We start from the raw sequence: 13,137 nt of genomic DNA, 5'->3' as shown, positions 1-13,137 counted from the left end.
AAGAGGCCCCGGCGTCACCGCCGGGGCCTCTTCGGATGAAATGCCTCTGAAATGCCTCAACTCAGAGCGGAGTCGGGGTCCTCGCTCGGCGCCTGGCCCGCGTAGGCCTCGGCGAGCAGCTGCTCCTCGCTCGCGCCCAGGCGCCAGTAGCCGGTGAAGCGCACCGCGCGCCGGTCGATGCCGCGCTCCTGCACGAGGTGGCGGCGCACCGCTCGTACGGTGCCGGCCTCGCCCGCGATCCAGGCGTACGGGGTCCGGGCGTACGGGGTCTGCGCGGAGGGCGCCTCGGCCGCGCGCAGCGCGTCCAGTACCCGTTCGGTCCGGCCGGGGCCGTCCTTGCGGACGGTCCACGTGATGTGGGCCTGCGCCCGGGTGGACAGCTCCAGGCGGTCATCCTCGTGCGGCACCTCGAACCAGGCCTGGACCGGCATGCCTTCGGGCAGCCGCTGAAGGATGGCGGCCGCCGCCGGCAGCGCGGTCTCGTCCGCGTACAGCACGACCAGGTCGGTGCCCTCCGGCGCCTGGAAGCGCACCGACTTGTTCTCGGCCACGGCCGGGCCGATCGCCATGATGCGCCGTCCGGGCACGGCCCGTCCCGCCCAGTTCGCGGCCGGGGACCCGGCCCCGCCGGCCGCCGCGGCGGGGTCCTCGTGGAGGACGAAGTCGATGTCGACCTCGTCCACCCCCTCGGGCGTACGGCGCTGCTCGCGGACGGTGTACGAGCGCATCGCCGGGCGCTCGTCGTCCGGAACGCCCCGCCAGGCGGCGAACCAGGTGTCCTCGTCCGTGGACGGGAGCACCGTGTCCTGCTGGTGGGGCAGCGGCAGGAAGAGCGACAGGCTCTGGTCCCAGCCGCCCGAGCGGAAGTCCGCGAGGGAGTCACCGCCGAACGTGACGCGCAGGAACGAGTGCCCGAGGCGGCGCGTGCGCAGCACCTCCAGCTCGAAGAACCGGAAGTGGGCGGCGGCGGCCGGGGCGTCGGATGCGGTGGCGGTCATGCGGTGGGTCCCCCTGGATGCGGTCGAGGCGGCGGCGGGCCGGACGGCGTCAGCCGGACAGCGTCAGCCGGACGGGGCCGGGCAGACGGGGTCAGCCGGACGGGGTCAGGCGGACAGTGTCAGCCGGGCGGGGTCAGCTGACCTTCTTGGCCTTCTCGACCGCGGCGGCCAGGTCCTCCAGGATCTTGGCGCACTTGTCGTACGAGAAAATCGGCTCGGTGACGCGCGCGACGACCTGGCCCGCCTTGACGGCCGGCAGGTTGGCCCAGGTGGGCTTGCCGGCCTTCAGCTCGGCGTCCTGGAGGGTGCCGGTGCGGTTGTCCAGCATGATGAGGTCGGCCGGGTACTTGCCGGCGTTCTCCCAGGACAGCTCCTCGAAGAAGCCCTCGGCGTTCGGGGCCGGCTCGACGAAGGTCAGGCCGAGCTCCTGGAAGTACTTGGTGTCCGCGGACATCTTCGGCACCGAGACGTAGAACAGCTCGGCGGAGCCGGATCCGATCAGGACCTTCAGACCCGGGTTGGCCTTCGCGGCCGACCGCAGGCGCTCGGCGGCCTTCTCGAAGCGCTCCTTGGCGGAGGTGACGGCCGAGGCCTTGAGGTCGGCGCCGAGGGCGGCGGCCAGTTCGGCGTGACGGGCGACGGCGTTCGGGATCGTGGTGTCCGGGCCGGCGAAGAGCATGGCGCTGGGGGCCATGGTGAGGATCTTGTCCTTGGACTCAGCCGGGACGTACCACGGGTCGTCCTTGACCCACATGTTGGTGACGAGGAGTTCGGGCTCCAGCGCGGCGTACTTCTCGATGTTGAACTCGCCGTAGACGTTGCCGACGATCTCGACCTTGGAGATGTCCATCGAACCGGCCTGGACGTCGGCCTTGCCGTCGGCGGTCCTGGTCGGGCCGAAAACGCCCTTGACCTTGATGCCGAAGTCGTACAGGGCGGCGGCCGTTCCGACGAAGGCGACGATGTTCTTCGGGGTCGACTTGGCGGTCACGTCCGTGCCGCGGTCGTCCTTGAAGCTGAAGGGCTTGCCGTCGCCCTTGCCGTTGCCCGAGTCCGCGCCGTCCTTCTTGTCGCCGCAGGCGGCCAGGGTGGCGCCGAGGGCGAGGGCGCCGCCGGCGGAGAGGATGCCGCGACGGGTGAGGAGGGTCGCTCGGGACTGGGGCATGTCGGTGTCCGCTTTCGTGCGTGCCGGGGCGGCCTCTCGGCCATTCTCGGAAGGAAGGTTAGCCTAACCTCAACTCACCGAGTAAGAGGGGCCTGAGTAACGCCCCGGCATCGATTCGATCAGCGGCTTTCGGCCATGCCCGGTACCGGCCGAGTCGCCGGCGTCAGCCGGTAAAGCCCGGCGTCAGCCGGTGAAGCCCAGCTCCCTGGCGATCAGCATGCGCTGCACCTCGCTGGTGCCCTCGCCGATCTCCAGGATCTTGGAGTCGCGCCACATCCGGGCCACCGGGTACTCGTTCATGAACCCGTACCCGCCGTGGATCTGCGTGGCCTCGCGGGCGTTGTCGACGGCGACCGTCGAGGAGTACAGCTTCGCGATGGCCGCCTCCTTCTTGAACTCCTCGCCGCGCACCAGCCGGGACGCCGCGTCGCGCCAGCCGAGCCGGGCCATGTGCGCCCGCATCTCCATGTCCGCCAGCTTGAACTGGATCGCCTGGTTGTCGCCGATCGGCCGGCCGAACGCCCGGCGCTCCTGGGCGTACTTCACCGACTCGTCCACGCAGCCCTGCGCCAGGCCCGTGGCGAGCGCGGCGATGGCGACCCGGCCCTCGTCGAGGATGCGCAGGAACTGCGCGTACCCGCGGCCCTCCTCCCCCACCAGGTTGGCGAGCGGGACCCGGACGTTGTCGAAGGACAGCTCACGGGTGTCCGAGGCGTTCCAGCCGACCTTGGAGTAGGGCGCGGCCACGGTGAAGCCCGGGGTGCCGGACGGCACGAGGATCGAGGAGATCTCGGGGCGGCCGTCCGCCTTGCGGCCGGTGACGGCGGTGACGGTGACCAGGCCGGTGATGTCCGTGCCGGAGTTGGTGATGAAGCACTTGGAGCCGTTGATCACCCACTCGTCGCCGTCCTTGACGGCGGTCGTACGGGTGCCGCCCGCGTCGCTGCCCGCCTCCGGCTCGGTCAGCCCGAACGCGCCGAGCATCTCGCCCGAGCACAGCTTGGGCAGCCACTGCTGCTTCTGCTCCTCGGTGCCGAATCGATACAGCGGCATGGCGCCCAGGGAGACGCCCGCCTCCAGGGTGATGGCCACGGAGGAGTCGACGCGGGCCAGCTCCTCCAGCGCGATGCCGAGCGCGAGGTAGTCGCCGCCCATGCCGCCGTACTCCTCGGGGAACGGCAGGCCGAACAGGCCCATGCGGCCCATCTCGCGGACGATCTCGTACGGGAACTCGTGCCGCTCGTAGAGGTCGCCGATCTTCGGCGCGACGACGTCGTGCGCGAACTCCTCCACGGTGCGGCGGAGTTCCTCGTGCTCGGGGGTGAGCCGGTGGTCGAGGGACATGGGGTAAGTCACTCCTTGTGGGAGAGGGCACGGACGGTACGGGAGGGGCTGGGCCGGCCCAGCTGTTCGGCCATCCACACGCTCGTGGCGGTGAGGGCGGCCAGGTCGACGCCGGTTTCGATGCCGAGGCCGTGGAGCATCCACACCAGGTCCTCGGTGGCGAGGTTGCCGGTGGCGCTCTTGGCGTACGGGCAGCCGCCGAGGCCGCCGGCGGAGGCGTCGACGGTGGTCACCCCGTGCTGGAGTGCTGCCAGGGTGTTGGCCAGGGCCTGGCCGTAGGTGTCGTGGAAGTGCACGCCGATCCGGTCGGCGCCGACCCCCTCCTCGCCCAGCGCGGACAGGAGCGCTTGCACATGGCCGGGCGTGGCCACGCCGATCGTGTCGCCCAGGCTCAGCTCGTCGCAGCCGAGGTCGAGCAGCGCCTTGGCGACGCGGACCACCTGGGCGACGGGCACCGGGCCCTCCCAGGGGTCGCCGAAGCACATGGACAGGTACCCGCGGACGTGCACCTTGTCCTGCTTGGCCCGCTCGACGACCGGCTCGAACATGGCGAGGGACTCTGCCACGGTCCGGTTGAGGTTGCGGGCGGCGAAGGTCTCGGTGGCCGAGCCGAAGACGGCGATCCGGGTCGCGCCCAGGGCCAGGGCGCGGTCCAGGCCGCGCTCGTTGGGCACGAGCACCGGCAGGGCCACCGCCGGGCCGAGGTCGCCCAGCCGCGGCAGCAGCTCCTCGGCGTCCGCGAGCTGGGGCACCCAGCGGGGGTGCACGAAGCTGGTCGCCTCGACCGTGGTCAGGCCCGCGGCTGCGAGGCGGTGGATGAACTCCGCCTTCACCTCGGTCGGCACGGTGGCCTTCTCGTTCTGCAGGCCGTCGCGGGCGCCGACCTCGTGGATCCGCACCCGGGCGGGGAGCCCGGCGGCGGGCACGGTCATGGGCAGGCCGTTCACAGGTCCTCCTCCGGGTCGGGGGTGACCACGGCCAGCACCTGGTCCATGGCCACGGTGGTGCCGGGGGTCACGTCCAGTTCCGTCACGGTGCCGGCGTGCGGGGCGGAGATGACGTGCTCCATCTTCATCGCCTCGACGACGAGCAGGCTCTGGCCGGCCGCGACCCGCTCGCCGACGGCCACCTTGACGACGGTGACGGTGCCGGGCATCGGGGCGGCGAGGGTGTCGGCGCCGGCATGGGCGCGGCCGCTGAGGCTCGCCTCCACCGGGTCGTACGCCTGGACGTGCCAGGAGTCGCCGTCGCGGCCCAGCCAGGTGCCCTCCGGGGAGGGGGCGTAGGCGAAGCGGTGGGTGACGCCGTCCAGTTCGATGGTGGCGGTGGTGGCGTCGTGGGTGACGAGGCGGGCGAGCCGGGCCGCTGCGCGGGGCTCTTCCCCCACCCCGCCCCTTCCCGAAACGGGGGCTCCGCCCCCGGACCCCCGCGCCTCAATCGCCGGCGGGGCTGGATTTGGCTGACCGAGCAGGACTTCCGTACCGGAGGCAGCCGGACGGGTACGGACCTGGAGCGGGTCCTGGCCCGGGACCCGGAAGTGGTGGACCGTCCAGGCGGGCGTGCCGCCCAGGCGCCAGCCGCTCGCGACCCCGAACGGGTCGACCCACCCATCCAGCCCCGCCGGCGTTTGAGGCGCGGGGGTCCGGGGGCGGAGCCCCCAGTTACGGGAAGGGGCGGGGTGGGGGAAAGAAACCTCGGTGCGGAGCAGCGCAGCCGCCGCGTACACCTCGGCCGGTACGCCCTCGGGCAGCAGCCCTGCCAGCTCCCGCTCGACCAGCCCCGTGTCCAGGTTGCCGGAGACCACGTCCGGATGCGCGAGCAACCTCCGCAGGAAGCCTGCATTGGTGGGCACACCAAGAACCACCGTCTCCGCCAGCGCCGCCCGCAGGCTGCGCAGGGCCGAGGCGCGGTCGGGACCGTAGGCGATGACCTTCGACAGCATCGGGTCGTACGTGCTCCCGACCGGGACCCCGGCCAGCAGCCCGGAGTCCGTACGGACCGACAGACCCGACGGCTCCGACAGCGTCAGCACGGTCCCGCCCGACGGCAGGAACCCGCGCGAGGGGTCCTCGGCGCAGATCCGGGCCTCCACGGAGTGCCCGGTCAAGGCCACCTCGGACTGTCCGAAGCCCAGTTCCTCGCCGGCAGCGACCCGCAGCTGCTGCTCGACCAGGTCCAGCCCAGTGATCAGCTCGGTCACGGGGTGCTCGACCTGGAGGCGGGTGTTCATCTCCATGAAGTAGTAGGCGGAGGGGTCGCCTCCGGGCACGATGAACTCCACCGTGCCCGCGCCGACGTAGCCGCACGAACGGGCCGCGTTCACCGCCGCCTCGCCCATCGCCGCGCGCGTCTTCTCGTCCAGCAGGACGCTCGGCGCCTCCTCGATGATCTTCTGGTGGCGGCGCTGGAGCGAGCACTCGCGCTCGCCCAGGTGCACCACGTTGCCGTGGGCGTCCGCCAGCACCTGGATCTCGATGTGCCGGGGGCGGTCGATCCACCGCTCCACGAGCAAGGTGTCGTCGCCGAAGGAGGAGCGGGCCTCGCGCCGGGCGGCCGCGATCTCCTCGCCGAGCAGGGCCGCGTCCCGGACCAGGCGCATGCCCTTGCCGCCGCCGCCCGCCGAGGGCTTGAGCAGCACCGGCATGCCGATCTCAGCTGCGGCGGCCGCGAGTTCGGTGTCGGTCAGGCCGCTGCCGGAGGAGCCGGGCACGACCGGCACGCCGGCCGCCTTCACCGTCTCCTTGGCCCGGATCTTGTCGCCCATCAGGGAGATCGCCCCGGGCGTCGGGCCGATGAAGGCCAGACCGGCCTCGGCGCAGGCCCGTGCGAACTCCGCGTTCTCGGCGAGGAAGCCGTACCCGGGGTGGACCGCCTCGGCGCCGGTGCGCCGGGCCGCGTCGATCAGCTTGGGGACGGACAGGTAGCTCTCGGCGGCCGCCGCCGGGCCGATCCGGACGGCCGTGTCGGCCTCCCGGACGTGCCGCGCGTCGGCGTCGGCGTCGCTGAACACGGCCACCGAGCGCACGCCGAGCTCGCGCAGGGTGCGGATGACGCGGACCGCGATCTCGCCCCGGTTCGCCACAAGGACAGTGCTGAACATCGAAGAGGTCCTCACATCCGGAAGATGCCGAAGCCGGGCTCGCCCAGCGGGGCGTTGGCGCATGCGGTCAGGGCCAGGCCCACCACCTGCCGGGTCTCCAGCGGGTCGATGACCCCGTCGTCCCACAGGCGGGCGGTGGCGTAGTAGGCGTTGCCCTGCTCCTCGTACTGGGCGCGGATCGGCGCCTTGAAGGCGTCCTCCTCCTGCGCGGACCAGTCCTGGCCGGCGCCCTCGATCTGGTCGCGCTTGACCGTCGCCAGGACCGACGCGGCCTGCTCGCCGCCCATGACCGAGATCTTGGCGTTGGGCCACATCCACAGGAAGCGGGGGCTGTACGCGCGGCCGCACATCGAGTAGTTGCCCGCGCCGTAGCTGCCGCCGACCACGACCGTCAGCTTCGGCACGCGGGTGCAGGCGACCGCCGTGACCATCTTGGCGCCGTGCTTGGCGATGCCGCCGGCCTCGTAGTCCCGGCCGACCATGAAGCCGGAGATGTTCTGGAGGAACAGCAGCGGGATGCCGCGCTGGTCGCACAGCTCGATGAAGTGCGCGCCCTTCTGGGCGGACTCGGAGAACAGGATGCCGTTGTTGGCGACGATGCCCACCGGGTGGCCGTGGATCCGGGCGAAGCCGGTGACCAGCGTGGTGCCGTACTCCGCCTTGAACTCCTGGAAGCGGGAGCCGTCCACGATCCGCGCGATGATCTCGCGGGCGTCGTAGGGAGTGCGGGAGTCGACCGGCACCGCGCCGTACAGCCCGTACGGGTCCGCCTTCGGCTCCTCGGCCGGCTCCACCGGCCAGGGCAGCGGCCCGCGCTCGGGGAGCGTCGCGACGATGTTGCGGACGATGCGCAGCGCGTGCGCGTCGTCCTCGGCGAGGTGGTCGGTGACGCCGGAGACGCGCGAGTGCACCTCGCCGCCGCCCAGTTCCTCGGCCGTGACGACCTCGCCGGTCGCGGCCTTCACCAGCGGCGGGCCGCCCAGGAAGATCGTGCCCTGGCCGCGCACGATGACCGCCTCGTCGCTCATCGCCGGTACGTACGCCCCGCCCGCGGTGCAGGACCCCAGCACGGCCGCGATCTGCGGGATGCCGGCGCCGGACATCCGGGCCTGGTTGTAGAAGATCCGGCCGAAGTGCTCGCGGTCGGGGAAGACCTCGTCCTGCATGGGCAGGAAGGCGCCGCCGGAGTCGACGAGGTAGAGGCAGGGGAGACGATTCTCCAGGGCCACCTCCTGCGCGCGCAGGTGCTTCTTGACCGTCATCGGGTAGTACGTGCCGCCCTTGACGGTGGCGTCGTTGGCGACGATCACGCACTCGCGCCCGCTGACCCGGCCGATGCCCGCGATCACGCCGGCCGCGGGGGCGGCGCCCCCGTACATGCCCTCGGCGGCCAGCGGGGCGAGCTCCAGGAAGGGGGAGCCGGGGTCGAGGAGGGTGTCCACCCGGTCCCGGGGCAGGAGCTTGCCCCGGGCGGTGTGCCGGGCGCGGGCCTTCTCGCCGCCGCCGAGCCGGGCCGCTTCGAGGCGGGCGCGCAGGTCCTGCGCGAGCTCCTGGTGGGCGGCCTCGTTGGTCCGCCAGGCCTCGGACGCCGGGTCGGCGGCGCTGTGAAGCACTGGTGCCTGCTGCATCGCTTCGAGCTCCCTTGCTCGGTGCACCTGGTTAATCATCGTTAACGCGTACGGGCTCAGGTTAACGACCGCTAACGGCCCTGTCTAGAATGGATTCCCATGAGCACCAGAGCGGTCGCCCCCACCCGTCGCGAGCAGATCCTCAGTGAGGCCGCCCGCCTCTTCGCCGCGCGCGGATTCCATGGCGTGGGCGTGGACGAGATAGGCGCCGCCGTGGGCATCAGCGGGCCCGGCCTGTACCGGCACTTCGCCGGCAAGGACGCGATGCTGGCCGAGCTGCTGGTCGGCATCAGCGAGCGGCTGTTCACCGGCGGCCGGCACCGGGTCGCCGAGGCCGCCGGGGACCCCGCGGCCGTGCTCGCCTCGCTCATCGACGGGCACATCGACTTCGCGCTGGACGACCGCGCGCTGATCACCCTCCACGACCGCGAGCTCGACCGGCTGCGCGAGGCCGACCGCAAGCTCGTACGGCAGCTCCAGCGGCAGTACGTGGAGCTGTGGGTGGAGGTCGTACGGGAGCTGCACCCGGCGGCGGAGGAGGCGGAGGCCCGGGTGGCCGTGCACGCCGTCTTCGGCCTGCTGAACTCCACACCGCACCTCGGCGCGCTGAGCCGCGAGGCGACGGAGTCGCTGCTGCGCAGGCTGGCGCACGGGGCGTTCGCGGCACTCTCGCACTGAAGCGGCCCGCGGGGGCGGCGGCTCCGGCTCCGGCGTTTGCTCCGGCTCCCGGAGGGGCTTCCCGCTCCGGCGGACGCGGCGGGGCCGGCCGATGCGCCGGGCCGGCCGATGCGCCGGTCCTGTCGACGCGCTGAGCCGGCGTTCACCCGATCGGGTGCGTCACCGACGGCGCGCGTGTCCGGTCGGCGGGACGGAACCAGCGGCTCCGGCGCGGCGACGGCAGAATGGACCGCATGCCGATGCCGATAGACACGCCCGTCCCCAGCCGCGCCGAACTGATCGACCACCTGGTCCGGACCCGCATCGCCGGCCAGGTCGCGACCCCACGGGAGAACAACCTCTCCCACTACCGCAAGCTGGCCAACGGCGACCGCCACTACTGGCTCGGCCTGGAGCTGGGCGACCGCTGGACCGACGAGCAGGACGTCCTCGCCGTGATGGCCGAGCGCGTCGGCGTCGTGGACGACCCGTCCCACCGCAGCGGCCAGGACACCATCGACCCGGAGCTGACGGTCGACGGCCTGGACCGGATGGCCGCCCGCCTGCACAAGGCGGCCCTGGACCAGCAGAGCGTGCTCTTCGCCACCGGCCACCCGGGCGGCCTCCTGGACGTCCACCGGGCCACGGCCGACGCCCTGCGCGCCGCCGGCTGCGAGATCGTCGTCATCCCGGCCGGGCTGACGGCCGACGAGGGCTCGGTGTGGCAGTTCGGCGACGTGGCCGTGCTGGAGCGGGGCGCGACCCTGTGGCACACGCATTCGCCGAACCCGATGGCCGCGATCCTCGACGGCCTCGCCGCCGAGCAGCGCCCGCAGCCCGACCTGGTCGTCGCCGACCACGGCTGGGCCGGCTGCGCGGCCCAGCGCGGCCTGGACGCCGTCGGCTACGCGGACTGCAACGACCCCGCGCTCTTCCTGGGCGAAGCGGAGGGCACCCTCCAGGTGGCCGTCCCCCTCGACGACCACGTCCGCGACCCCCGCTACTACGACCCCCTGGTGGCATACCTCCTGCACACGGCGGGCCTGCCGGCGGCGTAGCTCGTCCGGGTGACGGCCGTTGTTCCCGGCTCCTGTCGAGGCGTAGCCTCACATATGTCACCTGGGCAGGGAGGATATGTTATGTCGAACCTCTATGTGGACGTCGACGACGCCGCGCTGAGCGAGGCCGCGTCGATACTGGGCACGACGACCAAGAAGGACACCGTCAACGCGGCGCTGCTCGAAGTGGCCAAGCGCCACCGGCGGCTCCAGGCCCTCGAGAAGCTGGCGGCGATGGGCGAGCGGGGCGACTTCGACATCCTCCTGGACAAGAAGAACTACCGTCGATGAGCCCCGTCACGTATCTCGTCGACACCTCCGCCGCTGTCCGCATCATGACTGACAAGCTGGTGCGGACCCGGTGGAGCGATCATCTCGTCGAGGGTGTCGTGGCCCTGTGTGACATCACCGAGCTGGAGATCCTCTTTTCGGCGCGGTCTCTTGGTGACCGGTTGGAGAAGCAGGAGACCTTGGCGGAGCTGTTCAACTGGACACCGATACACGACTCTGTGTTTCGGCGTGCTCAAAAGGTCCAGAGGCTGCTCACAGACCGGGGAGAGCACCGCAGCGCGGGGCCCGTCGACCTGCTCGTGGCGGCTACCGCGGAGTTGAGCGGCCTCACTGTCCTGCACTACGACTCGGACTTCGAGACGGTGGCCCGCGTCACCGGGCAGGCCACCGCCTGGGTGGCCCCGCCCGGGTCCCTCTAGCCGCGGGGTACCCGGACCACGCCCTCCTGGATGACCGTGACCGCCAGTCGGCCGTCCTGGGTCCAGATGCGGGCCTGGCCCAGGCCCCGGCCGCCGTGGGCCGTCGGGGAGTCCTGGTCGTACAGGAGCCATTCGTCGGCCCGGAACGGGCGGTGGAACCACATCGCGTGGTCCAGCGAGGCGCCCACCACGTCGCCGACCGCCCAGCCGCCCCGGCCGTGCGCCAGCAGGACCGAGTCCAGCAGGGTCATGTCCGAGACGTACGTGGCCAGGCAGACGTGCAGCAGCGGGTCGTCCTCCGCGAGCTTGCCGGCCGTACGGAACCACACCTGCGAGCGCGGCTCGACCGGTTCGCCGATGCTGCCCCACGGCGGGGTCGTCGCGTACCGCAGGTCCACCGCGCCGCGCGCGTCGAGCAGCCGCTCCACCGTGCCGGGGTCCCGGAAGAGCTCCCGGTAGCGCGGCAGGTCCTCCGCCGCCGTCGGCAGGGTCTCCGGGTCCGGCGCGTCCGGCATCCCCGTCTGGTGGTCCAGCCCCTCCTCGTACGTCTGGAAGGACGCCGAGAGGTGGAAGATCGGCTGGCCGTGCTGGACGGCGACCACCCGCCGGGTGGTGAAGGAGCGGCCGTCGCGGATCCGGTCCACGGAGTAGACGATCGGCGCGCCCGGGTCCCCGGCGCGCAGGAAGTACGAGTGCAGGGAGTGCGGCGTGCGGTCCGCCGGCACGGTGCGGCCGGCCGCCACCAGCGCCTGCGCGGCGACCTGGCCGCCGAACACGCGCGGGATCAGCGACGGCCGGCTGGTGCCGCGGAAGATGTTCTCCTCGATCTGCTCCAGGTCGAGCAGATCGAGGAGTTCGGTCAGTGCCTTGCTCAAGGGGACTTACAGCCCCATCGACTTGGCGATGATCGACTTCATGATCTCGCTGGTGCCGCCGTAGATGCGGTTGACGCGGTTGTCGGCGTACAGGCGGGCGATCGGGTACTCGTTCATGTAGCCGTAGCCGCCGTGCAGCTGGAGGCAGCGGTCGATCACGCGGTGCGCGACCTCGGTGCAGAACAGCTTCGCGGAGGCGGCCTCGGCCGGGGTCAGCTCGCCGGCGTCCAGGGCCTCCAGGGCGCGGTCGGCGACGGCCTCGGCGGCATCGACCTCGGCCTGGCAGGCGGCCAGCTCGAACTTGGTGTTCTGGAAGTGCGCGACCGGCTTGCCGAAGACCGTGCGGTCGGTGACGTACTGCTGCGCGAACCGGACGGCGGCCTTGGCCTGCGCGTACGCGCCGAAGGCGATGCCCCAGCGCTCGGAGGCCAGGTTGTGGCCGAGGTAGTAGAAGCCCTTGCCCTCCTCGCCGAGCAGGTCCTCGACCGGGACCTTGACGTCGACGAAGGCGAGCTCGGCGGTGTCGGAGGTGCGCAGGCCCAGCTTGTCCAGCTTGCGGCCGATGGAGTAGCCCTCGGACTTGGTGTCCACGGCGAACAGGGAGATGCCGAAGCGGCGGTCCTGCTCGCTCGGGGCGGAGGTGCGGGCGCAGACGATGACGCGGTCGGCGTGCACGCCACCGGTGATGAAGGTCTTGGCGCCGTTGAGGACGTAGTGCGTGCCGTCCTCGGAGAGCTTGGCGGTGGTCTTCATGCCCGCGACGTCGGAGCCGGTGCCCGGCTCGGTCATCGCCAGCGCCCACATCTCCTCGCCGGAGACGAACTTCGGGAGGTAACGCTTCTTCTGCTCGTCGGTGGCGAGCATCTTGATGTAGGGCAGGGCGAGCAGCACGTGCACGCCGGAGCCGCCGAAGTTCACACCCGCGCGGGAGGTCTCCTCGTAGAGGACGGCCTCGAACTTGTGCGTGTCCAGGCCCGCGCCGCCGAACTCCTCGGGGACGTTGATGCCGAAGACGCCCAGCTCGCCGAGCTTGTAGTAGAAGTCGCGCGGCGCCTGGCCGGCCTGGAACCACTCGTCGTAGACGGGGACGACCTCGGCCTCGATGAAGGCGCGGATCGTCTCGCGGAACGCCTCGTGGTCCTCGTTGAACACCGTACGGCGCACGGCCGGCTCCCTTCGTCGCGGCGGTCCGCCGCTTATGTCTAAGCGCTTGCTCATATTAAGTTACCGGCGGGTTGTCCACCCTGTCCAGAGTCATGTGCAGCACAGACGACGTCAGCCGCGCGTTCCGCCCCGCGGGGCGCCGGGGACCCACCGCAGGGCGAACCACAGCTCCATGCGGGTGTCCGGGTCGTCCAGGTCGCGGCCGAGCAGGGCCGCGCCGCGGGCGATGCGCTGGCGGACGGTGTTGCGGTGCACGCCCAGGGCCGCCGCCGACCGGTCCCAGCTGCCGTGGTGTGCGAGCCAGGCGCGCAGGGTCTCACGCAGTGCGGGGGACAGCGGGCCGAGCAGGGCCTCGGCGTGGGCGCGCGCCTCGGCCTCGCCGACCAGCCCCGCGAGGCCGGGGTCGGTGTGCCGGGCCAGCGGGGTACGGGCCGCCTC

The 13,137-nt window shown here is 72.0% G+C and carries 13 protein-coding genes; 4 read left to right on the top strand and 9 right to left on the bottom strand.

From position 1 onward, the window contains the following. Window positions 1–56: 56 nt before the first annotated feature. The 6 genes from GPJ59_RS06305 to GPJ59_RS06280 form a co-directional block, all read right to left on the bottom strand. A complete protein-coding gene (locus GPJ59_RS06305; protein ID WP_219665416.1) occupies window positions 57–998 on the bottom strand; it encodes a siderophore-interacting protein in 942 nt (313 codons plus the stop codon). Between the two features lie 133 nt (window positions 999–1,131). Next, window positions 1,132–2,163, bottom strand: coding sequence for an ABC transporter substrate-binding protein (locus GPJ59_RS06300; RefSeq protein WP_219665415.1), 1,032 nt, complete (start codon window positions 2,161–2,163; stop codon window positions 1,132–1,134). Window positions 2,164–2,346: 183 nt separating this feature from the next. Then, window positions 2,347–3,507, bottom strand: a complete 1,161-nt coding sequence (locus tag GPJ59_RS06295; RefSeq protein ID WP_219665414.1) for an acyl-CoA dehydrogenase family protein — start codon at window positions 3,505–3,507, stop codon at window positions 2,347–2,349. 8 nt (window positions 3,508–3,515) lie between these two features. Continuing rightward, window positions 3,516–4,439 carry a hydroxymethylglutaryl-CoA lyase gene (locus GPJ59_RS06290; RefSeq protein WP_219665456.1) on the bottom strand — a complete coding sequence of 308 codons (924 nt, stop codon included), beginning with the start codon at window positions 4,437–4,439 and terminating at the stop codon, window positions 3,516–3,518. An 11-nt stretch (window positions 4,440–4,450) separates the two neighbouring features. Then, window positions 4,451–6,607: an acetyl-CoA carboxylase biotin carboxylase subunit gene (locus GPJ59_RS06285; RefSeq protein ID WP_219665412.1), complete on the bottom strand. Its 2,157-nt coding sequence runs from the start codon at window positions 6,605–6,607 to the stop codon at window positions 4,451–4,453. A gap of 11 nt (window positions 6,608–6,618) precedes the next feature. Continuing rightward, window positions 6,619–8,235 (bottom strand): carboxyl transferase domain-containing protein, encoded by a 1,617-nt coding sequence (locus GPJ59_RS06280; protein WP_219665411.1) that lies wholly within the window; start codon window positions 8,233–8,235, stop codon window positions 6,619–6,621. 99 nt (window positions 8,236–8,334) lie between these two features. Between GPJ59_RS06280 and GPJ59_RS06275 the strand changes: the two genes are divergently transcribed. The 4 genes from GPJ59_RS06275 (at window position 8,335) to GPJ59_RS06260 (ending at window position 10,660) form a co-directional block, all read left to right on the top strand. After that, entirely contained in the window at window positions 8,335–8,913 is a 579-nt protein-coding gene (locus tag GPJ59_RS06275) for an SACE_7040 family transcriptional regulator (RefSeq protein ID WP_219665410.1), read from the top strand. A gap of 224 nt (window positions 8,914–9,137) precedes the next feature. Continuing rightward, complete coding sequence (locus GPJ59_RS06270; protein ID WP_219665409.1) at window positions 9,138–9,950, top strand: phosphatase; 813 nt, start codon at window positions 9,138–9,140, stop codon at window positions 9,948–9,950. An 81-nt stretch (window positions 9,951–10,031) separates the two neighbouring features. Then, window positions 10,032–10,241, top strand: a complete 210-nt coding sequence (locus tag GPJ59_RS06265) for a type II toxin-antitoxin system VapB family antitoxin (RefSeq protein WP_219665407.1) — start codon at window positions 10,032–10,034, stop codon at window positions 10,239–10,241. Next, window positions 10,238–10,660: a PIN domain nuclease gene (locus tag GPJ59_RS06260; RefSeq protein WP_219665406.1), complete on the top strand. Its 423-nt coding sequence runs from the start codon at window positions 10,238–10,240 to the stop codon at window positions 10,658–10,660. The genes GPJ59_RS06265 and GPJ59_RS06260 overlap by 4 nt, the downstream gene beginning before the upstream one ends. On the opposite strand, the gene tesB is transcribed toward GPJ59_RS06260, so the two are convergent. The 3 genes from tesB to GPJ59_RS06245 form a co-directional block, all read right to left on the bottom strand. Next, window positions 10,657–11,535 (bottom strand): acyl-CoA thioesterase II, encoded by an 879-nt coding sequence (gene tesB, locus GPJ59_RS06255; protein WP_219665405.1) that lies wholly within the window; start codon window positions 11,533–11,535, stop codon window positions 10,657–10,659. The two genes, GPJ59_RS06260 and tesB, sit on opposite strands and share 4 nt — an antisense overlap. A gap of 6 nt (window positions 11,536–11,541) precedes the next feature. Further along, window positions 11,542–12,699: an acyl-CoA dehydrogenase family protein gene (locus GPJ59_RS06250; RefSeq protein WP_219665404.1), complete on the bottom strand. Its 1,158-nt coding sequence runs from the start codon at window positions 12,697–12,699 to the stop codon at window positions 11,542–11,544. Between the two features lie 111 nt (window positions 12,700–12,810). Next, a partial coding sequence (locus GPJ59_RS06245; protein WP_219665402.1) for a helix-turn-helix domain-containing protein occupies window positions 12,811–13,137 on the bottom strand: 327 nt, incomplete at its 5' end.

Source organism: Streptomyces bambusae, from assembly GCF_019400985.1.
Lineage (GTDB): Bacteria > Actinomycetota > Actinomycetes > Streptomycetales > Streptomycetaceae > Streptomyces > Streptomyces bambusae_A.
The sequence above is the reverse complement of the archived record's forward strand: the minus strand, read 5'-3'. Positions and strand labels throughout refer to the sequence as shown.

Bases quoted from the DNA above. Each gene is read 5' to 3' on its own strand.
- GPJ59_RS06305 (WP_219665416.1), bottom strand. From the start codon at position 998: ATGACCGCCACCGCATCCGACGCCCCGGCCGCCGCCGCCCACTTCCGG.
- GPJ59_RS06300 (WP_219665415.1), bottom strand. From the start codon at position 2,163: ATGCCCCAGTCCCGAGCGACCCTCCTCACCCGTCGCGGCATCCTCTCC.
- GPJ59_RS06295 (WP_219665414.1), bottom strand. From the start codon at position 3,507: ATGTCCCTCGACCACCGGCTCACCCCCGAGCACGAGGAACTCCGCCGC.
- GPJ59_RS06290 (WP_219665456.1), bottom strand. From the start codon at position 4,439: ATGACCGTGCCCGCCGCCGGGCTCCCCGCCCGGGTGCGGATCCACGAG.
- GPJ59_RS06285 (WP_219665412.1), bottom strand. From the start codon at position 6,607: ATGTTCAGCACTGTCCTTGTGGCGAACCGGGGCGAGATCGCGGTCCGC.
- GPJ59_RS06280 (WP_219665411.1), bottom strand. From the start codon at position 8,235: ATGCAGCAGGCACCAGTGCTTCACAGCGCCGCCGACCCGGCGTCCGAG.
- GPJ59_RS06275 (WP_219665410.1), top strand. From the start codon at position 8,335: ATGAGCACCAGAGCGGTCGCCCCCACCCGTCGCGAGCAGATCCTCAGT.
- GPJ59_RS06270 (WP_219665409.1), top strand. From the start codon at position 9,138: ATGGACCGCATGCCGATGCCGATAGACACGCCCGTCCCCAGCCGCGCC.
- GPJ59_RS06265 (WP_219665407.1), top strand. From the start codon at position 10,032: ATGTCGAACCTCTATGTGGACGTCGACGACGCCGCGCTGAGCGAGGCC.
- GPJ59_RS06260 (WP_219665406.1), top strand. From the start codon at position 10,238: ATGAGCCCCGTCACGTATCTCGTCGACACCTCCGCCGCTGTCCGCATC.